This window comes from Mycobacterium sp. (assembly GCF_044223235.1).
Lineage (GTDB): Bacteria > Actinomycetota > Actinomycetes > Mycobacteriales > Mycobacteriaceae > Mycobacterium.
In genome coordinates this window covers 146395-172478 of record NZ_JBGAME010000005.1, presented here as the reverse complement: position 1 = coordinate 172478, position 26084 = coordinate 146395, and the positions used below count along the sequence as shown (strand labels likewise).

Annotated in this window: 28 protein-coding genes and 1 pseudogene; 18 read left to right on the top strand and 11 right to left on the bottom strand. The window is 67.7% G+C overall.

Going from position 1 to position 26084, the window contains the following annotated elements; translation table 11 throughout:
- Positions 1–64: 64 nt before the first annotated feature.
- The 5 genes from ADBZ6K_RS10330 (at position 65) to ADBZ6K_RS10310 (ending at position 4410) form a co-directional block, all read left to right on the top strand.
- Entirely contained in the window at positions 65–343 is a 279-nt protein-coding gene (locus ADBZ6K_RS10330; protein ID WP_526346168.1) for an acyl-CoA carboxylase epsilon subunit, read from the top strand.
- A gap of 124 nt (positions 344–467) precedes the next feature.
- Entirely contained in the window at positions 468–1109 is a 642-nt protein-coding gene (locus ADBZ6K_RS10325) for a Maf family protein (protein ID WP_526346166.1), read from the top strand.
- A 75-nt stretch (positions 1110–1184) separates the two neighbouring features.
- Positions 1185–2114 carry a sulfurtransferase gene (locus ADBZ6K_RS10320; protein WP_526346164.1) on the top strand — a complete coding sequence of 310 codons (930 nt, stop codon included), beginning with the start codon at positions 1185–1187 and terminating at the stop codon, positions 2112–2114.
- Positions 2111–2527, top strand: coding sequence for a SufE family protein (locus ADBZ6K_RS10315; RefSeq protein ID WP_526346162.1), 417 nt, complete (start codon positions 2111–2113; stop codon positions 2525–2527). The genes ADBZ6K_RS10320 and ADBZ6K_RS10315 overlap by 4 nt, the downstream gene beginning before the upstream one ends.
- A gap of 86 nt (positions 2528–2613) precedes the next feature.
- Positions 2614–4410, top strand: a complete 1797-nt coding sequence (locus ADBZ6K_RS10310; RefSeq protein WP_526346160.1) for an acetyl/propionyl/methylcrotonyl-CoA carboxylase subunit alpha — start codon at positions 2614–2616, stop codon at positions 4408–4410.
- 17 nt (positions 4411–4427) lie between these two features.
- Here the strand turns inward: ADBZ6K_RS10310 and ADBZ6K_RS10305 are convergent, their stop codons facing one another.
- Positions 4428–5153 (bottom strand): SDR family oxidoreductase, encoded by a 726-nt coding sequence (locus tag ADBZ6K_RS10305; protein ID WP_526346157.1) that lies wholly within the window; start codon positions 5151–5153, stop codon positions 4428–4430.
- A gap of 67 nt (positions 5154–5220) precedes the next feature.
- On the opposite strand from ADBZ6K_RS10305, the gene ADBZ6K_RS10300 reads away from it, so the two are divergent.
- A complete protein-coding gene (locus tag ADBZ6K_RS10300) occupies positions 5221–5550 on the top strand; it encodes a hypothetical protein (RefSeq protein WP_526346155.1) in 330 nt (109 codons plus the stop codon).
- Positions 5547–6533, top strand: coding sequence for a malate dehydrogenase (locus ADBZ6K_RS10295; RefSeq protein WP_526346153.1), 987 nt, complete (start codon positions 5547–5549; stop codon positions 6531–6533). The genes ADBZ6K_RS10300 and ADBZ6K_RS10295 overlap by 4 nt, the downstream gene beginning before the upstream one ends.
- A gap of 5 nt (positions 6534–6538) precedes the next feature.
- Here the strand turns inward: ADBZ6K_RS10295 and ADBZ6K_RS10290 are convergent, their stop codons facing one another.
- Both ADBZ6K_RS10290 and ADBZ6K_RS10285 read right to left on the bottom strand, forming a co-directional pair.
- Complete coding sequence (locus ADBZ6K_RS10290) at positions 6539–7069, bottom strand: DUF4916 domain-containing protein (protein WP_526346151.1); 531 nt, start codon at positions 7067–7069, stop codon at positions 6539–6541.
- Positions 7070–7117: 48 nt separating this feature from the next.
- Positions 7118–7657 (bottom strand): nucleotidyltransferase family protein, encoded by a 540-nt coding sequence (locus ADBZ6K_RS10285; RefSeq protein ID WP_526346149.1) that lies wholly within the window; start codon positions 7655–7657, stop codon positions 7118–7120.
- Positions 7658–7691: 34 nt separating this feature from the next.
- Between ADBZ6K_RS10285 and pbuX the strand changes: the two genes are divergently transcribed.
- The 4 genes from pbuX (at position 7692) to ADBZ6K_RS10265 (ending at position 11442) form a co-directional block, all read left to right on the top strand.
- Entirely contained in the window at positions 7692–9596 is a 1905-nt protein-coding gene (pbuX, locus tag ADBZ6K_RS10280; RefSeq protein ID WP_526346147.1) for a PbuX/PucJ/PucK family nucleobase permease, read from the top strand.
- Positions 9597–10115 carry a 2-oxo-4-hydroxy-4-carboxy-5-ureidoimidazoline decarboxylase gene (uraD, locus tag ADBZ6K_RS10275; protein ID WP_526346145.1) on the top strand — a complete coding sequence of 173 codons (519 nt, stop codon included), beginning with the start codon at positions 9597–9599 and terminating at the stop codon, positions 10113–10115. It begins immediately after the preceding gene.
- An 81-nt stretch (positions 10116–10196) separates the two neighbouring features.
- Entirely contained in the window at positions 10197–10517 is a 321-nt protein-coding gene (uraH, locus tag ADBZ6K_RS10270; RefSeq protein WP_526346143.1) for a hydroxyisourate hydrolase, read from the top strand.
- A 559-nt stretch (positions 10518–11076) separates the two neighbouring features.
- Positions 11077–11442 (top strand): STAS domain-containing protein, encoded by a 366-nt coding sequence (locus tag ADBZ6K_RS10265; protein ID WP_526346141.1) that lies wholly within the window; start codon positions 11077–11079, stop codon positions 11440–11442.
- On the opposite strand, the gene ADBZ6K_RS10260 is transcribed toward ADBZ6K_RS10265, so the two are convergent.
- Together ADBZ6K_RS10260 and ADBZ6K_RS10255 are read right to left on the bottom strand one after the other, a co-directional pair.
- Complete coding sequence (locus tag ADBZ6K_RS10260; protein WP_526346139.1) at positions 11413–12135, bottom strand: RNA polymerase sigma factor SigF; 723 nt, start codon at positions 12133–12135, stop codon at positions 11413–11415. The genes ADBZ6K_RS10265 and ADBZ6K_RS10260 overlap by 30 nt on opposite strands.
- 62 nt (positions 12136–12197) lie before the next feature.
- Positions 12198–12602 (bottom strand): ATP-binding protein, encoded by a 405-nt coding sequence (locus tag ADBZ6K_RS10255; RefSeq protein WP_526346137.1) that lies wholly within the window; start codon positions 12600–12602, stop codon positions 12198–12200.
- Positions 12603–13000: 398 nt separating this feature from the next.
- Here ADBZ6K_RS10255 and mbp1 point away from each other — a divergent pair, with 398 nt between their 5' ends.
- Positions 13001–13237, top strand: coding sequence for a microaggregate-binding protein 1 (gene mbp1 / locus ADBZ6K_RS10250; protein WP_526346135.1), 237 nt, complete (start codon positions 13001–13003; stop codon positions 13235–13237).
- Between the two features lie 94 nt (positions 13238–13331).
- Here mbp1 and ADBZ6K_RS10245 read toward each other — a convergent pair whose 3' ends face one another.
- Positions 13332–14702, bottom strand: coding sequence for a guanine deaminase (locus ADBZ6K_RS10245; RefSeq protein ID WP_526346133.1), 1371 nt, complete (start codon positions 14700–14702; stop codon positions 13332–13334).
- A gap of 80 nt (positions 14703–14782) precedes the next feature.
- Here ADBZ6K_RS10245 and ADBZ6K_RS10240 point away from each other — a divergent pair, with 80 nt between their 5' ends.
- Entirely contained in the window at positions 14783–15625 is an 843-nt protein-coding gene (locus tag ADBZ6K_RS10240) for an FAD binding domain-containing protein (protein WP_526346131.1), read from the top strand.
- On the top strand, positions 15622–18333 hold the full coding sequence (locus ADBZ6K_RS10235; RefSeq protein ID WP_526346129.1) for a molybdopterin-dependent oxidoreductase: 2712 nt from the start codon (positions 15622–15624) through the stop codon (positions 18331–18333). Before ADBZ6K_RS10240 ends, ADBZ6K_RS10235 begins: the two co-directional genes overlap by 4 nt.
- 83 nt (positions 18334–18416) lie before the next feature.
- On the opposite strand, the gene ADBZ6K_RS10230 is transcribed toward ADBZ6K_RS10235, so the two are convergent.
- The gene (locus ADBZ6K_RS10230; RefSeq protein ID WP_526346339.1) at positions 18417–19265 is read right to left on the bottom strand and encodes an endonuclease domain-containing protein; all 849 of its coding nucleotides are present in this window, start codon (positions 19263–19265) and stop codon (positions 18417–18419) included.
- Positions 19266–19421: 156 nt separating this feature from the next.
- Here ADBZ6K_RS10230 and ADBZ6K_RS10225 point away from each other — a divergent pair, with 156 nt between their 5' ends.
- Positions 19422–19958, top strand: coding sequence for a restriction endonuclease (locus tag ADBZ6K_RS10225; RefSeq protein ID WP_526346127.1), 537 nt, complete (start codon positions 19422–19424; stop codon positions 19956–19958).
- Here the strand turns inward: ADBZ6K_RS10225 and lat are convergent.
- Both lat and ADBZ6K_RS10215 read right to left on the bottom strand, forming a co-directional pair.
- The gene (lat, locus tag ADBZ6K_RS10220; RefSeq protein ID WP_526346337.1) at positions 19945–21327 is read right to left on the bottom strand and encodes an L-lysine 6-transaminase; all 1383 of its coding nucleotides are present in this window, start codon (positions 21325–21327) and stop codon (positions 19945–19947) included. The genes ADBZ6K_RS10225 and lat overlap by 14 nt on opposite strands.
- A gap of 277 nt (positions 21328–21604) precedes the next feature.
- Positions 21605–22084 carry an Lrp/AsnC family transcriptional regulator gene (locus ADBZ6K_RS10215; protein ID WP_526346125.1) on the bottom strand — a complete coding sequence of 160 codons (480 nt, stop codon included), beginning with the start codon at positions 22082–22084 and terminating at the stop codon, positions 21605–21607.
- A gap of 139 nt (positions 22085–22223) precedes the next feature.
- On the opposite strand from ADBZ6K_RS10215, the gene amaB reads away from it, so the two are divergent.
- The 3 genes and pseudogenes from amaB (at position 22224) to ADBZ6K_RS10200 (ending at position 25128) form a co-directional block, all read left to right on the top strand.
- On the top strand, positions 22224–23762 hold the full coding sequence (gene amaB, locus ADBZ6K_RS10210; protein WP_526346123.1) for an L-piperidine-6-carboxylate dehydrogenase: 1539 nt from the start codon (positions 22224–22226) through the stop codon (positions 23760–23762).
- Between the two features lie 86 nt (positions 23763–23848).
- A pseudogene (locus ADBZ6K_RS10205) lies at positions 23849–24377 on the top strand (SDR family NAD(P)-dependent oxidoreductase).
- Positions 24378–24474: 97 nt separating this feature from the next.
- Positions 24475–25128 (top strand): TetR/AcrR family transcriptional regulator, encoded by a 654-nt coding sequence (locus tag ADBZ6K_RS10200; RefSeq protein ID WP_526346121.1) that lies wholly within the window; start codon positions 24475–24477, stop codon positions 25126–25128.
- A 33-nt stretch (positions 25129–25161) separates the two neighbouring features.
- Here ADBZ6K_RS10200 and ADBZ6K_RS10195 read toward each other — a convergent pair whose 3' ends face one another.
- On the bottom strand, positions 25162–25551 hold the full coding sequence (locus tag ADBZ6K_RS10195) for a hemophore-related protein (protein WP_526346118.1): 390 nt from the start codon (positions 25549–25551) through the stop codon (positions 25162–25164).
- A gap of 44 nt (positions 25552–25595) precedes the next feature.
- Positions 25596–25853 (bottom strand): hypothetical protein, encoded by a 258-nt coding sequence (locus ADBZ6K_RS10190; RefSeq protein ID WP_526346116.1) that lies wholly within the window; start codon positions 25851–25853, stop codon positions 25596–25598.
- Positions 25854–26084: the final 231 nt, after the last annotated feature.

Here is a 26084-nt window from a genome sequence, read left to right as displayed (position 1 = left end):
TCGGCGCGCTTTCGTGCGGTGAGCGCACGAAAGCGCGCCGAAATCACCCGAAGAGAGGCGATACATGCCGCACGAGACCGACATCACCGAAGTCAGCGATCCACGGGATCTGACCATCGACGCTCCGCCACCACCGACACCGGAGATCCATATCGTCAAAGGTGCGCCGTCCGACGACGAGCTCGCCGCGCTGGCTGCGGTGCTGGCCGGAGCGGCAGGGGCCCCGGCGGAGCCGGGCCCGCAGGAGCTCAATCCGTGGGGCCATCCGGTCGACAAGCTGCGCTATTCGGTCTTCAGCTGGCAGCGGGTGACCCTGCTGGAGCGGGCGCACATGCGGCGGTGATGAGCGCTTGCGCGAAGAACAAAAGATGACGATGAGCGCTTGGGCGAAGAACAAAAGATGACGATGAGCGCTTGCGCGAAGAACAAAAGATGACGATGAGCCGCTTGCGCGAAGAACATACGCAGTGACCCGGGTGGTCCTCGGCTCGGCGTCGACTGGCCGGCTGAAGGTGTTGCGGCAGGCCGGCATTGACCCCGAGGTGATCGTGTCGGGCGTGGACGAGGACGCGGTCATCGCGTCGCTGGGCACCGGCGTGGCGCCTGACGTGGTCGTATGCGCACTGGCGGCGGCCAAGGCGGCCGACGTCACGAGCCGACTCCCACCGGCCGTCGCAACGGATTGTGTTGTGATCGGCTGCGATTCGATGCTTCACCTCGACGGTGTGCTGTGCGGCAAGCCGGCAACGTCCGGTACTGCCCGCCGGCAGTGGCATGAGATGGCCGGTCGCGCCGGCGAATTGCACACCGGACACAGCGTCGTCGTGGTCGCCGACGGCTCCGTGCAGCGCACGGTCACCGCAGCGGCAATCACGACCGTGCGCTTCGGGGAACCGTCGGCCACCGAGCTCGAGGCGTACCTCGCCAGCGGCGAGCCCACCAGGGTGGCCGGTGGGTTCACCCTCGACGGGCTCGGCGGCTGGTTCATCGACGGAATCGACGGCGACCCGTCCAATGTCATCGGGCTGAGCCTGCCCCTACTGCGAAAGCTGCTGTCCCAGTTGGAAATCACGGTTCCGCAGCTCTGGCCCGACAATGCCGGGCGCTGACGCGGTCACCACTCGCAAAATAGCTCGGGGGCGGCAGAAACAGCAACGATGGACCTCGGCGGTAGGCTCGGAGTCGTGCCGCTACCCGCTGATCCCAGCCCCGCGCTGAAGGACTACGCCCACCCCGAACGTCTGGTCACCCCCGACTGGCTCGCCAGCAACCTCGGGCGGCCGGGCCTGGCCATCGTCGAATCCGACGAGGACGTGCTCCTCTACGACACCGGTCACGTCCCAGGGGCGGTGAAGATCGACTGGCACACCGACCTCAACGACCCGCACGTGCGGGACTATATCGACGGGGCCCAGTTCGCCGATCTGATGAATCGCAAGGGCATCTCCCGTGACGACACAGTGGTCATCTACGGCGACAAGAGCAACTGGTGGGCGGCCTATGCGCTGTGGGTTTTCACACTGTTCGGGCACCAGGATGTGCGACTGCTCGACGGCGGCCGCACCCTGTGGATCAACGACGGCCGCGACACCACGCTCGACGTGCCGTCCAAGCAAACCTCGGGCTATCCCGTCGTCGAGCGCGACGACCTCGTCCCGGATTCTCTTCGCGCGGGCGGCTCATCGTCCATCCGCGCGTTCAAGGACGAGGTGCTGTCGATCCTGGGCTCCGAGCCGTTGATCGACGTGCGCTCACCCCAGGAGTTCACCGGCGAGCGGACCCATATGCCGGACTACCCCGAAGAGGGTGCGCTGCGCGGTGGCCACATCCCGACCGCCGTGTCGATCCCGTGGGCCAAGGCCGCCGACGAAAGTGGACGGTTCCGCAAACGCGCGGAACTCGACGTGCTGTACGGGTTTCTGACCCCGGAAGACAGGACGGTGGTGTACTGCCGCATCGGTGAGCGGTCCAGCCACACCTGGTTCGTGCTGACGCATCTCCTGGGCCTGCCCGGCGTGCGGAACTACGACGGCTCTTGGACGGAGTGGGGCAACGCCGTACGCGTACCCGTCGCCGTCGGTGAAGAACCCGGAGAGGCGCCCGCACCGTCATGACCATGCCGGCCCATCTGGCGGAGGTCGTCTCGGAGTTCCGAGACGTGCAGGGGCAGGACAAGCTGCGCCTGCTGCTGGAGTTCGCCGACGATCTACCCGCCCTGCCGGCCGATCTCGAAGAGGCGGCGATGGAACCGGTGCCGGAATGCCAATCGCCGCTGTTCCTGCATGTCGATGCCGCCGACCGCGATCATGTGCGGTTGTACTTCAGCGCGCCCGCCGAGGCGCCGACCACCCGGGGTTTCGCCGCGATCCTCGCGACCGGTCTGGATAAACAGACCGCCGAGGCGATCCTGGCGGTGCCCGACGACTTTTACACCGATCTCGGCCTGGCCGCGCTGATCAGCCCGCTGCGGCTGCGCGGCATGTCGGCGATGCTGGCGCGGATCAAGCGCCGACTGCGGGGCGCGTGAATCGCGGCACACATCCGCCGCTTACACTGCCCCCGGGATTACATTCTTAAAGACGTTTCTTAGAGAGATGCCATCAGGAGGCACCGGTGCCTAGTCACGCCAGCTCGAACATCGCGAAGGTGCTCGTCGCCAACCGCGGCGAGATCGCCGTACGGGTGATCCGCGCGGCCAAGGACGCCGGCCTTCAGAGCGTGGCCGTCTACGCCGAGCCCGACGCCGACGCCCCGCACGTGCGGCTCGCCGACGAGGCGTTCGCCCTGGGCGGGCAAACGTCCGCAGAGTCCTACCTCGACTTCGGCAAGATCCTCGGCGCCGCGGACAAGTCCGGCGCCAACGCCATCCATCCGGGATACGGGTTCCTCTCCGAGAACGCCGACTTCGCCCAGGCCGTCATCGACGCGGGCCTGATCTGGATCGGCCCCAGCCCGCAGTCGATCCGCGACCTCGGCGACAAGGTCACCGCCCGTCATATCGCGGCCCGGGCCGAAGCCCCGCTGGTGCCCGGCACTCCCGACCCGGTCAAAGACGCCGACGAGGTCGTCGAGTTCGCCAAGAAGTACGGCGTCCCGGTGGCCATCAAGGCCGCGTTCGGCGGCGGCGGGCGCGGCATGAAGGTCGCCCGCACCCTGGAGGAGATCCCCGAACTCTTCGAGTCGGCCACCCGTGAGGCCGTCTCCGCATTCGGCCGCGGCGAATGCTTCGTCGAGCGCTACCTGGACAAGCCGCGTCACGTCGAAGCCCAGGTGATCGCCGACCAGCACGGCAACGTCGTCGTCGCGGGAACCCGTGACTGCTCGCTGCAGCGCCGCTTCCAGAAGCTGGTCGAGGAGGCCCCCGCTCCCTTCCTCACCGACGCGCAGCGCAAGGAGATCCACGAGTCGGCCAAGCGGATCTGCAAGGAGGCCGGATATTACGGCGCGGGCACCGTCGAGTACCTGGTGGCCCAGGACGGCCTGATCTCGTTCCTCGAGGTCAACACGCGGCTTCAGGTCGAGCATCCGGTGACCGAGGAAACCGCCGGCATCGACCTGGTGCTGCAGCAGTTCAAGATCGCCAACGGTGAGGCCCTCGATATCACCGAGGATCCGACGCCCCGCGGGCATGCCTTCGAGTTCCGGATCAACGGTGAGGACGCGGGCCGCGGCTTCCTGCCCGCGCCCGGTCCCGTCAGCAAGTTCGACCCGCCCGCCGGCCCAGGTGTCCGCCTGGACTCCGGCGTGGAAACCGGTTCGGTCATCGGCGGCCAGTTCGACTCGATGCTGGCCAAGCTGATCGTCGTCGGGGCCACCCGCGAAGAAGCCCTCGCCCGCTCGCGGCGCGCACTGGCCGAATTCACCATCGAGGGGCTGGCCACGGTCATCCCGTTCCACCGCGCGATCGTCTCCGACCCCGCTTTCATCGGCGACGACGACGGATTCTCCGTGCACACCCGCTGGATCGAAACCGAGTGGGACAACAACGTCGAGCCGTTCACCGGTGGCGATCCGATCGAAGAGGAAGACACCATCCCGCGGCAGACGATCGTCGTCGAGGTCGGCGGGCGCCGGCTCGAGGTGTCGCTGCCCGGTGACCTGGCCATCGGAAACGGCGGCGGGGGCGTGGCCAGCGGTGTGATCAGGAAGAAGCCCAAGCCACGCAAGCGCGGCGCCCACGCGGGCGCGGCGGCGTCCGGCGATGCGGTCACCGCACCGATGCAGGGCACCGTCGTCAAGGTCGCGGTCGAAGAGGGTCAGGAGGTCGCCGCTGGCGATCTCGTGGTGGTGCTCGAGGCCATGAAGATGGAGAACCCTGTCACCGCGCACAAGAACGGGACCATCACAGGCCTCGGCGTGGAGCCAGGCGCGGCCATCACCCAAGGCACGGTTGTCTGCGAGATCACATAGCCATCAAGTAGCCACGGTCACCAGAACGGGATGCTGCTCAGCATCGCCCCTTCGCCGGTGACCAGGCTGGTTTTCCTCAGCCGGGTGCCGAAGTAGCGCGCCTGCGGGTCGACCACCACATAAAGGTCGTCGTGCCGCTTCCCCAGCACCTGCCGGGCGAGCTTGGCGAACGAGATCTTCTCGGGGCCGCCGATGTCGATGATGTGGTTGCGCGGCGGGTCCACCGCGACTTCGGCCAGAAACGCGGCGACCTCATCGGCCGCGATGGGCTGGATCAGCGCGTCCGGCACGCGCACGTCATCGCCGTCGATCATCGAGTCGACGATCCCGTCCGCGAACTCGTGGAACTGCGTGGCCCTCACGATCGTGTACGGCAGTCCGGAGGACACGATGATCCGCTCCTGGGCGGCTTTGGCCCTGAGGTAGCCGCTGTCGGGCAGCCCGTCGGCGCCGACGATCGACAGCGCGACGTAGTGCTTGACGCGGGCCGCCCGCGCGGCGGCGACCAGATTCGTCGTCGAGGTGAGGAAGAAATCCATCACCGCACCGTTGTCGAAGGACGGTGAGTTGGTGACGTCCACGAGCACCTGCGCACCCCGGAGCGCCTTGTCCAACCCGGCGCCGGTGATCACATCGGCCCCCGATCGGCGCGACGCGGCGACCGGTTCCTCGCCCTCCTTGGCCAACAGCTCGACAAGTTTGGTTCCGATGAGGCCGCTGGCCCCTATCACTGTGACCTTCACTCTGCGATCACCTTCCGTCCAGGTGCCGGGTCCGCCACTGCCTTCGGGTCGTGAGACCCTGTCACCAATGGATCCCGTGGAGATCAACGCCGGCGCGTGGTACTTGCGGCCCATGCGCGCCGACAAGTTGATGGACGATCGCCCCGCGCTCGCAGATATGGGAGTCCACGACCCAGATTACGTCGCACGCTGCGCTACCGGCTGGAAACAGGACATCAAGTACACCTGGGCGGTGAGCGAACCCACGACGGGCGAGCTGGTAGCCGAGGCGACGCTGACGCCCTCCACCGGGACGATCGGCATTCGGGCCCGGCCAGGCCACGACGGCGCCGCTCAGGCCGCCGCGGCGGCCGTTCGGCGCTTCGCCGCCGCCCTGACCCCAGAGGAGTCGCTGTGACCCGGCCCCGGATCGTCACCGTCACCGGCGCCGCAGGCCAGATCGGCTACGCCGCTCTGTTCCGCATCGCCGCGGGCGCCATGCTGGGCCACGACACCCCGGTGATCCTGCGTCTGCTGGAACTGCCCACCGCGGTGCGCGCCGCCGAGGGCGTGGTGATGGAGCTGGAGGACGGCGCCTTCCCGCTGTTGACCCGCACCGAGATCTACGACAACCCGGGCACCGCGTTCGACGGGGTCAATGTGGTGCTGCTGATCGGCGCCAAGCCGCGCACCGCGGGGATGGAACGGGCCGACCTGCTCGGCGCCAACGCGCAGATCTTTGCGACGGCGGGCCGCGCGCTGAACGCCGGGGCCGCCGACGATGTGCGGGTGCTGGTCGTCGGCAACCCGGCCAACACCAACGCCATGGTGGCGGCGGCGCACGCCCCGGACATCCCTGCCGAGCGGTTCACCGCGCTGACGCGTCTGGACCACAACCGGGCCGTCGCGGCGATCCACCGCAAGACCCGCGTTCCGGTCAGCGAGATCTCCCGGATGACGATCTGGGGAAACCACTCCCCGACCCAGTACGCGGACATCTTCCATGCCATCGTGGGCGGTCGGTCCGGTGCCGACTACGCGGCCGACACCCATTGGCTCACCGATGAATTCATCCCGACGGTGGCGCGCCGCGGTACCGCGATCATCGAAGCCCGCGGGTCGAGTTCGGCGGCCTCGGCCGCCAACGGCGCGATCGACCACGTCGACGACTGGGTGCACGGCACCCCAGACGGCGACTGGACGTCGGTGGCACTGCCCTCCCCCGGTGTCTACGGCATCGACGAGGGCCTCGTGTGCTCGTTCCCGTGCCGGTCGACCGGCGGCGCGTGGGAGATCGTGGAAGGCCTCGACATCAACCCGTTCTCCCGTGCGCGAATCGACGCTTCGGTCGCCGAGTTGCGCGCCGAGCGTGACGCGGTGGTGGCGCTGGGGCTGCTCTGACCAGCTCAGAAATCGAGTCTCGCCCGGGACAGAACGGCGTTGACGAGATGTTTCGTGCCGGGCCAGACACCGTCGAGGTCGTCCAGTTCGGCCGGCTCGAACCACCGGAAGTACAGGGCCTCGCCGCCTGGCCGGCACATCGGGTCCTCTGCGACCGGGATTGCGTAGCACAGTGAGATCGCGTGCTTGCGCGGATCGGTCCCCGCCCACGGCGCGTCATCCGTCGGACCGCCGGTCAGCCACTCCATCACGTAGACCGGCTGGACGTCGCCCACAAGCGGAACCTCGACGTTGTCGATGGAATCGTCGAGGTGCCTGCGCAGCGCCACCGTCAGGATCTCGTCGCGGCGCACGCGCCCGCCGATATGGCACCACATCGGCTCCGGCCCGAACGGGTTGTGGCGTTGGATCAACCCCACCTCGGTGACGGCAGCTCGGCGGCGGATCAGCAGCGCATCCACGCAAAGTATTGGGACTGCACGTTGAACGGCGCCCCACGCGGAATCTGTCAGCCATCCAGCACTGTCTTCGGCCATCACGTCAGTGAGTAGCACGCGCGCGACGCGTCGGCACGCCGACGTGGGCTACCGCACATCGATGTCGGCACCGGTGGCCAGGTCGGCGCACTCGACGGCCACCACGTCGGTGCGCCCGGCGAGAAACCTCCTGGCACCCTGATCGCCGGCCAAGGTGGCCAGCAGTTCGGACCGATGACGCGACGCGATCACCACCGGATGTCCGGGCTTTCCGTCGTACACTGCCCGGGCGAGGCCGGTCGGCTCGGCAGCGGCCAGTACCCGCGCGACCGCGTCGGCACCCACGTCGGGCGTGTCGACCGTGTGCAATACGACCGTCGCCGCGTCCGGTACCGCGCCGAGTCCGGCGCGCAACGACGCGCTCATTCCGTCGGCCCAATCCGTGGCGATGACGGACCGTGCCGGGGCGGGTACCTCGACGAGCGCGGCGCCGAGCACCACCACCACGTCGTCACACCCCCCGCCCGCCAGCGCGTCCACCCCTTTTCGCAGCCACTCTCCTTGCGCGGCAAGTACTTTCGGCATCCCGAACCGAGTTCCTGCGCCGGCGGCGAGCAGTACACCCGCGGTCCGCGCATCCTTCGACATGCGAACAGTCTGATCGTGGCCGATTCTGTATCGCATGACCGCCCCGGCCAAAAGTGCCCTCAAGAAGCGTGTCCACCCCGTAGACGAGGTGCTGCCGATCCCGAAGCTGGCGACCTACGGGTTCCAGCACGTGGTGGCGTTCTACGCCGGAGCGGTGCTGGTGCCGATCATCATCGCCGGCGCGGTGGGCCTGTCGCAGGAAGAGCTGGTCATGCTCATCACTGCAGACCTGTTCACCTGCGGTATCGCCTCGATCATCCAGGCCGTGGGGTTCTGGAAGATCGGCGTGCGGCTGCCGCTGCTACAGGGTGTGACGTTCGCGGGCGTCTCGCCGATCATCGCCATCGGCCTGGCCCACGGCGGCGGCTCGGCCAGCATGCTCTACGTCTACGGCGCGGTGATCGTCGCGGGCATCTTCACGTTCCTGATCGCGCCGATCTTCATCAAACTGCTGAAATTCTTCCCGCCGGTGGTGACAGGCACGCTCATCACGATCATCGGCCTGTGTCTGGTGCCGGTCGGCGCGATGGACGCCGTCACCAACCCGCACACCCATGAGAAGGATCCGACCAACATGCGTTGGTTCCTCTACGCCCTGGGCACCATCGTGATCATCGTGGCGATCCAGCGCCTGTTCCGCGGCTTCCTCGCCACCATCGCCGTGCTGCTCGGCCTGGTCATCGGCTGCGCGGCGGCCTACGCGCTCGGCGACATGAACTTCGACAAGGTGGGTGAGGCCTCGGCGTTCGGCTTCACCCCGCCGTTCCTGTTCGGCATGCCCAAATTCGACTTCGTCGCCTGTCTGACGATGATCATCGTGCTGATGATCACCGCCGTGGAGTCGACGGGTTCGACCATCGCCACCGGTGAGATCGTCGGAAAGCGCGTGAAGGCCTCCGACATCGGCAACGTGCTGCGCGCCGACGGTGTGGCCACCGCCATCGGAGGCGTGTTCAACTCCTTCCCCTACACCGCGTTCTCCGAGAACGTCGGCCTGGTGCGGCTCACGGGGGTCAAGAGCCGATGGGTGGTGGCCGCCGCGGGCGCCATCATGATCCTGCTCGGGTTCCTACCCAAGGTCGCCGCCGTCGTCGCGTCGATCCCGAACCCGGTGCTCGGCGGCGCGGCCCTGACACTGTTCGCCACCGTCGCCGTCGTCGGCATCCAGACCCTGGGCAAGGTCGACTTCACCGACCACCGCAACCTCATCATCGTCACGACCAGCCTGGCGCTGGCGCTGTGGGTCACGTCGTATCCGGACATCGCCAAGGGCATGCCCGCCGGCCTCGACCTGATCTTCGGCAGTGGCATCAGCATCGGCGCGGTCAGCGCCATCCTGCTCAACATCGTCTTCTTCCACACCGGATCCCGCGGTCCACGGGTGGCCGGCGGCGGCTCGATCACGCTCGACGAGGTCAACTCGATGACCGCCGAGAGGTTTACCGAGGTGTTCGGGCACGTCGTGCAGGATGTGCCGTGGGCGATCGAGCGCGCATTCGAGCAGCGTCCCTTCGCCGACACCAAGGCCATGCGGGAGGCGTTCCAGGACGCGGTGCTCACCGGCACCACCGATCAGCAGACCGAACTGCTCAACGCCTTCCACGACCTGGGCGCCGAGGACGAAACCGGCCACGCCCTTGCCGTCGACCACGTCGCACTGTCCAACCTCGACGAGGACGACCACAACGACGTCGTTCAGCTGGCGACCGCCTACCGTGAGCATTTCGGCTTCCCGCTGATCATCTGCGCCCGCGAGACCGAACACTTCGACCGCGTGCTCAACAACGGCTGGTCCCGGATGGACAACTCCCCGGGCGCCGAGCGTGCGTTCGCGCTGATCGAGGTCGCCAAGATCGCCAACTACCGGTTCTCCGACCTCGTCGCCGACGCCAACCCGATCGCGGCCGCCCGGTTCAGCCGACTCAACGAGCTGCAGTAGATGGCCTCACACGGGGCGCTGGGCCTGGACGGATTCAACGCGTTGACCGATCGGCAGCGGATGCACCTGCTGTTCGGGGTGTGCTCGTCGACGATCTGGGCCCGGCGGGTACTGGCGGGTGCGCCGTTCCGGGACGTCGACGCGCTGCTGGACCGGGCCGACCGGGTGCTCGCCGAGCTGCCCGACGCCGAGATCGACGCGGCGCTGGACGGCCATCCGCGCATCGGCGCTTCGGTATCGCCGGCCCACAGTCCCTCGTCGGCGCGTGAGCAGGCGCGCGTCGCCGACGCCGACCAATCGGTGCGCGAGGAGTTGGCGGAGAAGAACCGCAAGTACGAGGAGACGTTCGGATACGTCTATCTGGTGTGTGCCAGCGGACGCTCCGCCGAGGAGCTGCTGGGGATTCTCACCGAACGGCTCGAGAACGATCCGGACACCGAACGCCGGGTGATGCGCAACGAACTGGCCAAGATCAACAGACTGCGGTTGGAGCGGCTGCTGAGCGAGCCTCCCGCGTGAAACGTCGGGCACGGACACGAGAATCCCGACACACCGCGGCAGGTCTGAACGTGCGCCCGCTCACCGGGGCATGGTGATCCGATGAGTTTGTCCACCCATGTCCTGGATGCCGTCTCGGGCCGGCCCGCGGTCGGCGTCACGGTCACCCTCTCCGACGCCCACGGCGGTGGGCTCATCAGTGCCGCCACCGACGGGGACGGGCGCATCGCAGGCCTCGGCGGCAGCCTGGCGGCGGGGGTGTACCGGTTGCACTTCGACACCGCAGCGTATTTCGCGACGCAGAACCTGACGGGGTTCTATCCCGAGATCGTCATCGCGTTCGAAATCACCGACCCCGCGAGCCATTACCACGTGCCCGTCCTGCTGTCGCCCTACTCCTATTCCACGTATCGGGGCAGTTGAGCCCTTCGGCCTGCATTACCGCACCAACGAATAACCCCAAACACTTTGTCCGCGAACAGATACCGGCGCCGCAACGCCGGCACAGGAGTGGCGCGCACCCGCCACCGACAACGTTGTGTTCCTCGAATCCTCTTGAAAGAAAAACCGTTTCACGGCATACGTGAATGCGCCAAGGGGTAGGACGCGATCTGCTCATCGGGCCTCGCCAGCCGCCGTCGAGCGCATTGGACCGGCAGCGCTCCGACCGAGCCGATCAGAGTTTCCTAAGAATGCGGCCGTCGATTGTTGGATGCGCCGGTCGAGCGTACTGTTTAAGACAGGTTGAGTTCACAGCCAGCTGGAGACGTCATCTACGCACTAGAGGCCAGGCAAGCCTCTCGGCGTGGGCTTTAAGCAGCCAGGGCCTGTATCTTGACGTGATCCACAGTCCGACGCACGAAGCACGACTGATGGAGTCACAATGCACAGCCCCCTCGGTCCGGCATTGCCGGATCATTTCACGCCGGATCAATTCACGCCGGATCAATTCACCGAGCCGTCGTGGTTTCGCACAGCGCAGATGGCCACACTCCGACTGTCCGGCGACGTCGCGATTATCGCCACGCACGGCGAACTGGACGCCGCAAACACCGACGAGTTCGTCGAGTACACATTGCGGCAGGCCGCAGGCTCCTCACACATCGTGCTCGACCTGACCGGCATCGACTTCTTCGGCTCCGCCGGCTTCGCCGCGCTACACAGTCTGAAGGAGAGCTGCGGTGCGCAGGATGTCGACCTGACCATCGTGGCAGGTCCGGCGGTGCGACGGCTGCTGCGGATCTGCGACCCGGATGCGGCGTTGCCGGTCACTCTGAATGCGCAGACCGCGGTATCGGCCGCCCAGCGCGGCGCCCGGCTACTCGAGCTGATCCCTAAGTCGCGCTAGGGATTTCGCCAACAGCCGGGAGACGTGCATCTGTGAGATGCCGACGCGCTCGGCGATCTGCGTCTGGGTCAGCGATTCGAAGAACCGGAGGACGAGCACCGTCCGCTCGCGCTCGGGTAGCGACGCGAGCAGCGGTCGCAGGGCTTCACGGTTCTCGATCTGATCGATGCTGGCGTCGACGTCGCCGAGCGTGTCGGCGATCGCGGGTGCGTCTTCGCCGCCGCCACCGCCGCTGTCGATCGACAGCGTGTTGTAGGAGCTTCCGGCGACCAGACCCTCCACCACCTCGTCGCGATCCATGTCCAACTCCTGGGCGAGTTCGGACGCGGTGGGGGCACGTCCCAGCCGCTGAGACAGGTCGGCTGTGGCGGCGCCGAGCCGGAGGTGCAGCTCCTTGAGCCGCCGCGGCACCTTGACCGACCAGCTGTTGTCCCGAAAATGCCGCCGGACCTCCCCCATGATCGTCGGCACCGCGAAGGAGACGAAGTCGGAGCCCGCGTCCACGTCGAAGCGGATGACCGCGTTGACCAGGCCAACCCGCGCGACCTGGACGAGGTCGTCGCGCGGCTCACCCCGCCCGTCGAACCGGCGTGCGATGTGATCGGCCAGCGGCAGACACCGTTCGACGATCCTGTCCCGTTGCCGCTGGAACTGAACGGATCCGTCGGCGAGTTCCTGCAGCTCGCGAAACATCCCCCCGACGTCCGCGTATTCGGAGTTCGAGCGAGACGCCGAACCCTGGGACGACGACGCCCTCACCGCAACGAACTCGCTCGCCTTGCCGTCATGGAGATTCCGCAGACCTGACCGTCGGACCCGGATCCGTCACGATACGTTCGCACGTCGTCGGTCAGCGAACTCAACACGTGCCAGCTGAAGCTACCGGGAGTCAGTACGTCGTCGCTCTCGTCGCATCTCGTCGAGGCATCGATGACCACCGCGTCATCCTGCGGGTGGACCTTCAGCACCAGCGTGGCATCGGGCAAGGCCGAACGGATCAGTCGCGTGCACGCCTCATCGACGGCCAACCGCAGGTCCGCGACGGCGTCGAAGTCGAGATCCTCGAACGTGCCCAGCGCACCGACCACGGTACGCAGAATGGCGAGATTCTCCAGCCGGGCGGCTACCCGGAACTCGACGCTGTTGTCGAAGTCGGCCATCTGCCCTCCCGGCGATTCCGAGGCGAGATTACTCCACGTGTACCCGCGGCTAGACATCGGCGGTCCTCACCCCGTCTGGCCGCTGTGCGGGGCGGCCGTACACACCGGGCAGCCCCTCCTCTACACCGTCGAGTATCCGCTGCCGGCCCCGATGATGCATTTCTCTCGGCGGGGCTGGTGAGGCCGGTGTCACGTCAATGGTCACCATGGTGGGTGTGTCGTACCCTGTGCGCCCATGCGCCAAACATCCCCGGGGTAGTTCGTGTTCAAACGCACGCCGCCCCGGTCAGTGTGCGGCAATCTCGTTGCGGCAGGCGGGTTTAGCCACCAGGAGGGCCGGGAAGGCTTTGGACGCGGGGAACTTCCGCGATCTGCAGACCAACCATCGGAAGGTGATCATGACTGACAAGAACAGTGGCCCTCAGGAAGGCGTCAGAGGCGTCGTCGAGGACGTCAAGGGCAAGGCGAAGGAAGCCGTCGGCACGGTGGCGGGCCGTGACGATCTCGTCAACGAGGGCAAGGCCCAGCAGGACAAGGCCGAGGCGCAGCGGGATGCCGCGAAGAAGGAGGCCGAAGCCGAGGCCGCCCGGGCAGGTGCGCGGGCCGCCGAGGAGCGTCAGAAGGCGCAGCAGTAGATCGCTTCTGAGTCGTCGAATCTTCTGAGTCGACGAATCCCGAGAACGGAGCCCGGCCGGACGCGGCCGGGCTCCGTCGTGTGGGTGCGCCGTGTCAGCTCGTCGACGTGACCTGGCGCCCACGAACGTATACCTGCGCAATGGCGGCCTCCCGCACCCCCATCAGGAGGGTGAACAGCAGGCGGGCGGTGTCCGCGGCGTCGACCTGGGCCAGAAGCTCGGGCAGCAGTAGCTGGCGCTGCGGGTCGATCACGAGGAAGTCGGCTTCCTTGCCCGCGTCGAGGTTGCCGATGCGCTCCTCGAGTGCCAGCGCCCGCGCACCGGCGAGCGTCGCGGTGAACAACAGGTCGGCGGGATGCAGCGAGACCGCGTCGGATTCGGACATGTGCACCTTGAAACAGTCGTTGAGCACACGCGCCATCAGCCATTCGTCGCCGGCGCCGACGTCGCTGCCCAGCGCGACGTTGACCCCGCTCGCGGTGGTGCGCCCCCACGGCATCGTGCCGGACCCCAGGAACAGCTGGGAGGTCGGGCAGTGCGCGATCGACGTCCCGGTCTCGGCCATCCTGGCAAGTTCGGTGTCCTGACAGTGCACCGCGTGGGCGAGTACCGTGCGCGGGCCCAGCAACGTCTTGCCCGCCACCGACGAACCCCGCCCGAACCGGCCGTCGTAGGTGTCCAGATAGGAGTCGACGCCGTAGCCCTGCCGGACGGCTGCGATCTCGGCGACGTTCTCACTGAGATGGCTGTGGAAGTACACCCCGGTGTCGCGAACCTCGTCGTACAGCTCGCCGAGCGCGTACAGCGTCTGCGCCGTGACGGACAGCGAGAAGCGGGGCACCACCGCGGCGTGGACCAGCGCGGTGGTGGGGTCACCGGTATCGGCGGCGTGCCAGCGGCCGATCTCGGCGGCGGTCAGCTCGATCGCTTCCGTCTCACCGCTGATCAGGGGCTGCGCCGAGGCCGGCCCGACGGTCTGGATACCCCGTCCGCTGATGGTGCGCAATCCCACCCGCAGCGATTCGGTGAACAGCGCATCCTGCGCGTGCGGGAACGCCGAGCCGAACACCAGCGCGGTGGTGGTGCCCGCGCTGATGCGGCGCCGGCAGAAGTCGACCGCCACCTGTTGGGCGAAGGCCGGCTCGGCGAGTTCGGCTTCGGCGGGAAAGATGCAGCGTTGCAGCCAGTCGAGCAGTTGTCCGCCGCCGTAGGCGACCGTGCAGTACGTCTGCGGAAAGTGGATGTGGGTGTCGATGAATCCGGGCAGCAGGAATCCGGGCCGGTGGTCGCTGACATCGGCGTCCGCGTACTCACCGGGCAGCGACCCGTACGCACCGGAGTACGCGATCGCGCCCGCCCCGTCGACCACGAGCGCACCATCGGGTTCGCTGATCAGGTGATCTTCGGCGCCCTCCAACGAGGGTGAGCCGCCGACGTGGATCAGATGTCCGCGGAAGACGCGCATGCAGAGATTCTGCGGCGTAACGGGTCACACTGCAGTCCGTCGGGCATGCGAGCGGGCCGGTGCTTGATTACCTTCGATTGGTGGATCTCAATACCGTCGAATCGCTGCGGGTGCCGCGCAGCCGCGACGAACTGTGGCCGCTGGTTGCCGGGGACGCGGTCCTGGCCGGTGGCACCTGGCTGTTCTCCGAGCCGCAGGTGGGTGTGCACCGCCTGATCGACATCACCCAGCTGGGTTGGCAGCCGATTACGTTGACCGACAATGATTTCGAGGGTATTGAGCTCGCCGCGACATGTACGGTGGCACGGGTGTCGGCCTTGTCGGCCACCTTGCCGGACAGCCATCCGGACTGGACCGCCGCGCCGCTGCTGCACCAGTGCTGCACGGCGCTGCTTGCGTCGTTCAAGATCTGGGGTGTCGCGACGGTCGGCGGCAACATCTGCCTGTCGTTTCCCGCGGGATCGATGATCTCGCTCGCCGCGGCGCTCGACGGTGAAGTGACGGTGTGGCGCGCCGATGGAATGGACTACCGGGTGCCGATCACCGAGTTCGTCACCGGGCTCGCCACCAACCTGTTGCAACCCGGTGACCTGCTGCGATCGGTCCATCTGCCCGCTTCGGCGCTGCGCTCGCGCACCGCCTACCGCAAGGTGGCGCCCTCTCCGCTGGGCCGGTCGGGCATCGTCATCGTCGGCCGCCGCGACACCGCTGCAGACGGGGGCCGGTTCGTTTTGACGGTCACCGCCGCGACGGTGCGCCCGTACGTGTTCCGTTTCGGCGGGGTACCCGCAGCCGAGGAGTTGCGTGCCGCGCACGCCACCATCCCCGACGAGGCATGGACCCGTGACGCCCACGGCGACCCGGACTGGCGCCGCGCGGTGACGCTGGTGCTGGCTGAGCAGATCCGTGCGGAGCTGGCATGAGTGACCAGCCGGCAGGCTTCCGCATCAACGGCAGCGACGTCGACAGTGCGCCCCGGCCCGGCCAGTGTCTGCGCACCTTCCTGCGCGACCGCGGCCACTTCGAGGTCAAGAAGGGCTGTGACGCCGGGGACTGCGGAGCGTGCTCCGTGCTCGTCGACGGCGTACCGGTGCATTCCTGCGTCTATCCGGCCTTCCGCGCCGCGGGCCACGACGTGACGACGGTGGCGGGCCTCGGCACCCCCGAGGATCTGCATCCCGTGCAGCGCCGGTTCGTGGAGGCCGCGGGATTCCAGTGCGGCTTCTGCACGGCGGGCATGGTGACCACCGCCTCGACCTTCACCGACGAGCAGCTCGCCGACCTACCGCAAAATCTCAAAGGCAACCTGTGCCGGTGCACCGGCTACCGCGCGATCACCGACGCCCTGGCAGGCACGGTCAACACCGAGAAGTCTGGGGCCGCAGGGCGTTCCATCGGCGCCCCCGCGGGGGTGCGAGTGGTGACCGGCACCGAGCAGTACACTATGGATCACACCCCGGAGGGGGGGCTGCTACATATCGCAGTGCTGAAAAGCCCTGTCCCCCACGCTCGGATCGTCTCGATCGATACGTCCGCCGCGGAGGCGATTCCGGGTGTGCATCTGGTGCTGACCCATCGCGACAGTCCAGCGGTGGCCTTCTCGACAGCGCGTCACGAGCTGCGCACTGACGACCCCGACGACAGCTACGTGCTGGACAGCACGGTGCGCTTCGTCGGCCAGCGGGTCGCGGCGGTGGTGGCCGAGAGCCTTGCCGTCGCCGAAAAGGCCTGCCGGGCAATCGCTGTCGAGTATGCGGAACTGCCAGCGGTATTCGATCCCGAGGAGGCGCGCAGTCCTGGTGCACCCGTCATCCACGAGGGCAAGGGCCCCGATGCCCGGATCGCCGACGTGTCGCGAAACGTCGTGGCCGAACTGCACGGCGGGGTGGGTGATGTCGCCGCGGGCGTGGCCGAGGCGACGGCCTCGGGCGGTGCGGTAGTGCGGGGCCGCTGGCAGACCCAGCGGGTCCAACACGTGCACCTGGAAACGAAGGGATGCACCGGTTGGCTGGATGACAAGGGCCGGTTGGTGATTCGCTCCAGCTCGCAGGTGCCGTTCCTGGTCCGCGATGAGTTGTGCCACTTGTTCGGGCTGGATCGCGACTCGGTGCAGGTGTTCGCCAAACGCGTCGGCGGTGGATTCGGTGCCAAACAGGAGATGCTGACCGAGGACCTGGTCGCACTGGCCGTGCTGCGGCTCGGCCGGCCGGTGCGCTACGAGTTCAGCCGTACCGACGAGTTCACCATGGCACCGTGCCGCCATCCGTTCCGCATCGACGCCACCGTCGCCGCGCGCGCCGACGGCGTGCTGACGGCGCTGAGCATCGACGTGCTGATGGACGCGGGCGCCTACGGCAATCACAGTCCGGGAGTGATGTTCCACGGCTGCGGCGAGTCGATCGCGCTGTACCGGTGCGCCAACAAACGGGTCGACGCCCAGGCCGTCTACACCAACACCGTGCCATCGGGCGCCTTCCGCGGGTACGGCCTCGGACAGGTGATCTTCGCAGTCGAGTCCGCGCTGGACGAGTTGGCCGCCGAACTGGGCATCGATCCCTTCGAGATGCGCAGGCGCAATGTGGTGGTACCGGGCGATCACTTCGTCGATTCGCACGTGCTCGACGACGACTTGACGTTCGGCAGCTACGGCCTGGACCAGTGCCTGGATCTCGCGCAGGCCGCGCTGGCCGGGGGTGACGCCACCCCACCGTCCGACGAAGGACACTGGCGGACCGGCGAGGGCATGGCGGCGGCGATGATCGCGACCATCCCGCCGCGCGGGCATTTCGCCGACGCCTCGATCACCGTGGACAACGAGGGTGTATACACCCTGGCGGTGGGCACCGCGGAGTTCGGCAACGGCACATCGACCGTGCACACACAGCTGGTGGCCACCGCGCTGGAGACCACGTCGGATCGCGTGCGTCTGCACCAATCCGACACCGATGCAACGGGTTACGACACCGGAGCATTCGGGTCCGCGGGCACGGTGGTGGCCGGACGCGCGGTGTTGGCGGCCTGCCGCGAGCTGCGCGCCGCGATCGTCAACGCCGCATCGGAGCTGACCGGTGTGTCACCCCAGTCATGCCGGATCGGGCCTCATGGCGTGCAGTGCCGTGAACAGTTCGTCGAATTCGGCTCGCTGCCCGGGCCGCTGACGGGTCACGGACGCCACGACGGCACACCGCGATCGGTGGCGTTCAACGTGCAGGCGTTCCGGGTGGCGGTCAACGTCGAGACCGGCCAGGTGCGAATCCTGCAGTCGGTGCAGGCCGCCGATGCCGGCGTGGTGATGAACCCCGAGCAGTGCCGCGGCCAGGTGGAGGGCGGTGTCGCGCAGGCCATCGGGTCGGCGCTGTACGAGGAGATGCAGATCGGCGCGGACGGCGAGGTCATCACCGCCACCCTGCGCAACTACCACATTCCGCAGCTCGCCGACCTGCCGGTGACCGAGGTGTACTTCGCCGACACCTTCGACGAGCTCGGGCCGTTGGGCGCCAAGCCGATGAGCGAATCTCCGTACAACCCGGTTGCCGCGGCGCTGGCGAATGCGATCGCGCGGGCGTGCGGCGCCCGGTTGCGTCAGCTGCCCATGACACCGGCCAGGGTGTGGCGCACGCTGCAGTCCTGATCTTTCGCCGAATGTACGGTCGTTGTACGCATTCGCCGAGAAGCGCTGCAAACAACCGTACATTCGGCGCAGGTCTGGCCGAGTTAGCCGGTGAAGCCGGCACTACACAGAGCGGTTCGCACGCGTGCGACGACCGCGTCGGGGTATCGGCGCAGCTGAACCGCACTCACACGCACGATCGTCCATCCGCGGGTTGCCAGGAACTCCAGCCGCTCGATGTCTGCGGCGTGTTGGAGTGGATCGGTCCAGTGCTGTTCGCCGTCGTACTCGACCGCGACCATCCATTGCGGCCAGCCCATGTCGATTCGCCGGACCACCCTGCCCGCACCGTCGTGAACGGGGATCTGGGTGACGGGCCGCGGGAGGCCGAATCGGACCAGCAGTAACCGCAGTCGGCTCTCCTGCGGGGACTCGGCACCCGCATCGACGAGGCCCAGGGTCGTTCGCAGCCGCCGGATGCCGCGCGCGCCCCGGTGGCGCCGCGCGATCGCATCAATCTCGGCGGTCGAAACGCCAGTCGCGTTCAACAGGGCGTCGATGCGAATCACGCCCTGCTCCAAGCTCAGTCGCCGGCCCAGATCATATGCGGTGCGCGCGGCGGTGGTGCACTTCATTCTGCGGCGCAGGCACACTTCGCCGTTGCCCAGCGCATCGCTGCGTACCTGTATTCCCGGCGGGGCCGGTCGGCGCGGGTGTGTCAGCTCAACGGGTGCGTCGACCGGAATCCACCTGCTGCCCAGCAGCACCGCGGCCGAATGGCCGACCATCGTCGCCTCACGGCCGGACCACAGCCAGGCCGCGAGCACCCGGTCGGCTGCGGTGAGCTCCACGCCGCTGCGCGCGTAGACATTGCGGTGCAGCTTGGTATAGCGCCGGTTCAGGTCGCGGCGGGTGAGCACACCGGCGGCGAGTGCTTCGGTGGCCACGACGATCCGCACGTGCTGATCGTCACCCGCCGGCGTTCATGTTCTCGACACCAATCCGACCGGCTGTGGATAACTCCGGCCGCAGGCTCTCGCGAATGTACGGTTGTTGCACGGATTTACCGAGAAGCGCTGCAAACAACCGTACATTCGGCGAGGGAGGGTATGAAGCTCTACCTGGCGGCGGCCGTTGCCGTCGGTGTGACCATGTTCCTGACGGGCGCCACCGCGATGTGGACAGTCGTGGCCGCCGCCGCAACACCGCTGATCCTGTGGGCGGCACCGCGGTTCGTACTCGGCGCCATCGTCGGCGTCACCACTCCGGGCAGGAGCGAAGATCGCGCGGCCACCATGTCGGGAACCGAGTTCGAGGACTACATCGCCGGGGTCGCGCGGTCGGCAGGCGTTTCGGTGATCATGACCTCGGTGACCGGAGACTGGGGTGTCGACCTCATCGTCGGCACACGCCCGAATCGGCTTGCGATCCAATGTAAACGGCGCTCACGGCCGGTGGGGGCGAGCGCCGTTCAAGAAGTGGTGGCCGGAGCGCCCATGCAGGACTGCACCAGGACCATGGTCGTCACGAACCACGAATTCACCCCGGCCGCACGAAAGCTCGCCGAACTGCACGGATGCGAACTCGTCGGCGGCGCCGATCTACCAAGGCTGAGCGCGACGATCCGCCGGCTCACATCCGGCTGAGCACACCCCGCACAGCGGCAACGGCGGTATCGATGTCGACCGCCGTCACCGTCAGGGCGGGGCGGAACCGCACCGAGTCGGCGCCGCTGGCCAGCATGATGACGTTACGGTCCCACAGCCGGCGGATGAGCTCATCGCGCTGAGCGGCGGTGGGTAGGCTGAACGCACACATCAGGCCGCGGCCGCGCACATCGAGCACCAGCCCGGGGAACTCCGCCGCCAGTTCGCCGAGCCGGTCGAGGACGTAGCAGCCCATCTCCGTGGCCCGCGCCAGCAGGTGGTCGGCCTCGATGGTTTCCAGGATGCGCCGGGCGCGCACCATGTCCACCAGGTTGCCGCCCCACGTCGAGTTGATGCGGGAGCTGACGTGGAAGACGTTGTCGGGTACCTCGTCGACCCTGGTGCTGAATCGCTCCCCGCGTGTGCGGCCGCCCGCCATCACACCGCACACCTGAGTCTTCTTGCCGAACGACACCACGTCCGGGGTGACGCCCAGTTGCTGGTAGGCCCACGGCGTTCCGGTGAAACCGCAGCCGGTCTGCACCTCGTCGAAGATCAGCAGCGCGTCGAACTCGTCACAGAGTTCCCGCATCGCCGCGAAGAACTGCGGCCGGAAATGCCGGTCGCCTCCTTCACCCTGGATCGGCTCGGCGATGAAGCAGGCGATGTCGTTGCGATGGGCCTCGAAGGCGACCCTGGCTTGCCGCAGCGATTCTCCCTCGATCCCGGCCATCGCCGCGTCATCCAGGCCGGGCCGCAGGTACGGCGCGTCGATGCGCGGCCAGTCGAACTTCGGGAACCGGGCCACCTTGTTGGGATCGGTGTTGGTCAACGAAAGCGTGTAGCCGCTGCGGCCATGGAATGCGCCCGCCAGGTGCATCACCTTGGTGCCCAGACCGGGGTCGATACCCCGCGACTCGTTGAGCCGACTCTTCCAGTCGAAGGCGACCTTCAGCGCGTTCTCCACCGCGAGCGCGCCGCCGTCGACGAAGAACAGGTGGGGCAGCGCCGGGTCGCCCAGCACGCGGGCGAACGTGTCGACGAACCGGGCCATCGGCACGGTGTAGACGTCGGAGTTGCTCGGCTTGTTGACCGCCGCAGCGGCCAGTTCGGCGCGGAATGCCTCGTCATCGGCGAGGGCCGGATGGTTCATCCCCAGCGCCGACGACGCGAAGAACGTGAACATGTCCAGGTAGCGCTCGCCGGTGCGCGCGTCCACGAGGTAGGAGCCGGCCGACCGATCGAGATCGAGCACCAACTCCAGGCCGTCGGCCAGGATGTGGCGGGCCAGGAGCTCGCGCACGTCGCTGGCATGCACGTGTCGACCCGACGTGGGAGACGTGGGAAACGTGGAAGACCTGGGAGACATGGGAGACCCGGAAGCCGTGACGTTCGTGAGAACTTCGGTCATCGCCCGAGCGTACAGGAATATTTACGGAATCTTGATCTCAGTTCCGCAGTTATTCCGCATAGCGCAGCAATGGCCACGGCGTGCGGGCCCCTGACTAACCAGCTCCGCCCCCTTGCGCCGAAGGCCACCGACACCGGCCGGGGAGGAGCGCACTCGACCGACTTTGGAGCCGGCGCACCGTCGGCACAGTCGATTCCGTAGCAATTACCAGAATAAGAGATCTCAGCCGAAACTATTACGGCACGAGGGGCCGGTCGCGGTAAAAAGTCTGTAATATGATCGTGCTGCGAGTGTGCACATTGGCGGCGCTGCGGATCCGTTGAAGCAACGCCTCCAACGCACGGGCCGACTCGACATGAACCAACAGGATGTAGCTGTCCTCCCCTGCCACCGAATGGCAGGCCTCGACCTCGGGGATGTGTTCAAGGCGTGCGGGCGCATCATCGGGTTGGGAAGGATCGAGGGGTGTGATGGCGACGAACGCCGACAGCTGCAGGCCCAGCGCTTCGGGGGCGATCCTCGCCGAGTACCCCGAAATCACTCCGCGGGACTCCAGGCGGCGCACCCGTGACTGCACGGCCGAAACCGACAGACCCGCGGTGGCGGCCAGGTGGGCAAGCGTCGCGCGACCGTCGGCGAGCAGCTCTCGCGCGAGAATTCGGTCGATCTCGTCGAGAGGGACCGGGGCTTGGGGGTGGTCGTCTGGTTCACCCATGGCGGGCACTGTATCCGAGCGCGCGCCGGCGGACGTGATCCCGCCCGAACCTTCAGCCAATGAACAACCCGAACCCACATCGAAGTTCCCAGCCACTCCGACCAGAAGGCGGTGTTGAAGACACATGACACAATCCACCATGACCACGACCGCTCCGCTGCCCGCGGCGGAGGATCTGCGCTCCCAGGTCAGGGACGCGCTGTCCCGCATCGGCTCCGACGTGTTGCTCGGGACGCCCGGCGAGCACGGACTTCAGGCAAGCACACCGATCACCGGCGATGTGCTGTTCACCATCTCCGAAACCACGCCGGAGGAGGCCGCCACAGCGATTTCGGAAGCGGCACAGGCCTTTGTCCAATGGCGGTCGACCCCGGCCCCGGTGCGTGGTGCGCTCGTCGCGCGCCTTGGCGCCCTGCTCGTCGAGCACAAGGCCGACCTCGCGACGCTGGTGACGGTCGAAGCGGGCAAGATCACCTCCGAGGCCCTCGGCGAGGTCCAGGAGATGATCGACATCTGCGAGTTCGCGGTGGGTCTGTCGCGTCAGCTCTACGGCAAGACGATCGCCTCGGAGCGGCCCGGTCACCGGCTGATGGAGACATGGCATCCCCTGGGTGTGGTCGGCGTGATCACCGCCTTCAACTTCCCGGTCGCGGTGTGGGCGTGGAACTCGGCGATCGCGCTGGTGTGCGGTGACACGGTGGTGTGGAAGCCCTCCGAGCTCACTCCGCTCACGGCATTGGCCTGCCAGGCGCTCATCGAGCGGGCCGCCGATGGCGTCGGAGCGCCCGCCGCGGTGAGCCGTCTCATCCAGGGCGGCCGCGAGGTCGGCGAACTCCTGGTCGACGATCCCCGGGTGGCCCTGGTGAGCGCGACCGGCTCGGTGCGCATGGGCCAGCAGGTCGGGCCGCGGGTAGCCCAGCGATTCGGCAAAGCGCTGTTGGAGCTGGGCGGCAACAACGCGGCGATCGTGACACCGTCGGCCGACCTGGAGCTGGCGGTCCGGGCCATCGTGTTCGCGGCCGCGGGCACGGCCGGTCAGCGCTGCACCACGCTGCGCAGGCTGATCGTGCACCGGTCGGTGGCCGACGAGGTGGTCGACCGTGTGGTCGCCGCGTATCGGCAGTTGCCGGTGGGCGACCCGGCCGTCGACGGCACGCTGGTCGGCCCGCTGATCCACGAACGCGCCTACCGCGACATGGTCGGCGCGCTCGAGCAGGCCAAAGCCGACGGCGGCGAGGTCTTCGGCGGCAAACGCCACGACCTCGGCGACGAGGGCTCCTACTACGTCGCCCCGGCGCTGGTCCGGATGCCCGCGCAGACCGCGGTGGTGCACAGCGAAACGTTCGCGCCCATCCTCTACGTGCTCACCTACGACGGGATCGACGAGGCGATCGCGCTGAACAACGCTGTACCGCAGGGTCTTTCGTCGGCAATCTTCACGCTGGACATGCGGGAGGCCGAACGCTTCCTCGCCGCCGACGGCTCGGACTGCGGTATCGCCAACGTCAACATCGGCACCTCGGGCGCGGAGATCGGCGGCGCGTTCGGCGGCGAGAAACAGACCGGCGGGGGCCGGGAATCCGGCTCCGATGCGTGGCGCGCTTACATGCGGCGCGCCACCAACACCGTCAACTACTCCACCGAACTGCCGCTGGCCCAGGGCGTGCAATTCGGCTGAGCCCGGCTCCTCAACATCCCCGAGTCGCTTCGCTCCTGCCCGGGCGCGTGGTTGCGGCCGAGTGCAGACGGCGTTATGCAGGCAGGGTGAAGACAGTCACGATCGAGGACGGCGTCACCGTGGTCACCGGCGCCGCATCGGGTATCGGCCGCGCGCTGGCGGAGGCGTTCGCGACGGCAGGCGCCGCGGTGGTGGTGGGCGACATCGATCGCGTCGGCGCCGAGGAGACGGCGGAGCGCATCCGCTGCGCCGGCGGGCGGGCGCTGGCGCTGCCCGCCGATGCCAGCCGTGTCGCCGACATCCAGGGGCTGATCGACGGGCACAGTCGGAGTTCGGTCCGGTGGACATCTTCGTCGCCAACGCGGGGTCGTCGGACCGCCCAGGCTCGGCGACGAGGACGGCTGGGAGCGGATCCTCGACGTGAACCTGCGGGCACACGTCCGCGCGAGTGCGGCCGTGGTGGCGGATATGGCTCTGGATGCGTTGCGGCAGAACCGGTTTCTCGTCCTGTCGCATCCACACGTGGCGGATATGCAGCGCCAGAAGCTCGCCGACTATGACGGGTGGATCGCCGGAATGCGCCGCTACCAACACGCCCTGCGTGAAGGCACTTAGCGACGACGCAGCTGCAGCCGAAGGGCCATCCGGCATCAGCGTGAGTCGCTCCTGAACCCCGCACGCTGTTATACATGTGTCAAGTAGACTGGCCACCATGGCGGCGGAGCCCAGGCGGCGGTTGTCACCGGAGGACCGGCGCGTCGAGTTGTTGGCGTTGGGCGCGCAAGTCTTCGGGGAGCGTCCCTACGACGAAGTGCGCATCGACGAGATCGCCGAGCGTGCCGGTGTATCGCGGGCCTTGATGTATCACTACTTCCCGGACAAGCGCGCCTTCTTCGCCGCGGTGGTGCGGGCCGAAGGCGAGCGCCTGTTCGCGGCGACCAATCCCCCGCCGGAACCCGGGCAGAGTCTCTTCGACCAGCTCCGAGCGGGCGTGCTGGCCTATCTGGAGTACGACGAGACACACCCGCACGGCGCATGGGCGGCCTACATGGGCATGGGCCGGTCAGATCCGATCCTGCGTGGCATCGAAGACATCGACAACGACCGGCAGGCCAACCGCATCATCGAGCGCATCACCGAGGCGGCCGGTGTCCCGCTGGACGACAAGATCGTCCGCGACCTGCGGATCACCATCTACGGATGGCTGGCGTTCACCTTCGAACTGTGCAGGCAGCGCCTGATGGACCCGTCCGTCGAAGCCGGACGGGTCGCCGACGCGTGCGCACACGCCCTCCTCGACGCGGTCGGCCGGGTTCCCTCGATACCGATGGAACTTGCCGACGCCGTCATGCCCGGGCGGCGCTGAGCGCCGACCGGGCAGTGCCGTCCCGCCGAACCGTCAGGGTGTCGCCGGTGCCCCGCAGCGCGCGCGGAAGTCGACCGATGGCTGGCGGATGCGCACGAGGTCGTCCCGCACGGCGGGATTGGTGTCGAAGTACTGTTGCACCTTCTCCCCGATCTGATCCTTGGGCTGGCCCTTGAGGCTGGTGAAGAAGTCGTTCACGGGGGGGTGGGTGGCGAGGTAGTTCGACGTGTCGAACATGACGCCCGAGATCACGCGCGACAGTTCGGCGGCCGTGCACGGCGGAGGAGCCGGCGGAGCCGGTGGTGGCGGTTGCGCCGCAGAAGTGGCGGCACCGACGAGCCCGAAGAACATTGTTCCGGCCAGGGCGCCGACGCCGATCGCGCCCGCGAGCGCGCGGCGGGCGGGGCGTGGTGAGGGCAACATATTGGCTCCTTGATCAACTGGTTGACGGGTCATGGGTTGGATACTCAACGACGTGGTCCGATGCCACCGGGACGACCGGGATCCCAGATGGGACCACCGGGGTTCCAATCGACGTCGAGGTCCCAATCGGTGCCGCAATACCAGTCGTTATCGCATGGATACGGGACCCCGGCGGTGGCCGTCCTCGCAACCCCGTCGGGGCCACGGACCTCACCCTGTGAACACACGGTGGCATAGCCCTGGCTCTTGCAGTCGGCCGCCGCCGAGGGCGCGGTGACGACCATCGCGATGGGAGCTGACATCGCCAGCCCAACTGTCAGCAGGTAGTGCACTGGTGATCGCACGTTTGTCCCTCTCTGCGATTCGGCGGCTCCCATCGCCGTCGGGGTCGCACCCCGGGGGTGGGAACCGTACGGCTCGAGCCTAATTGGCCACGGCCACTGCCGTATGAACATTCTCTATTAATCGATAGGCCGCACAGGCCCCCTCGGACCACGGTGAACATGCCTGTCCGGTGGACTGCCTGAAGTTGC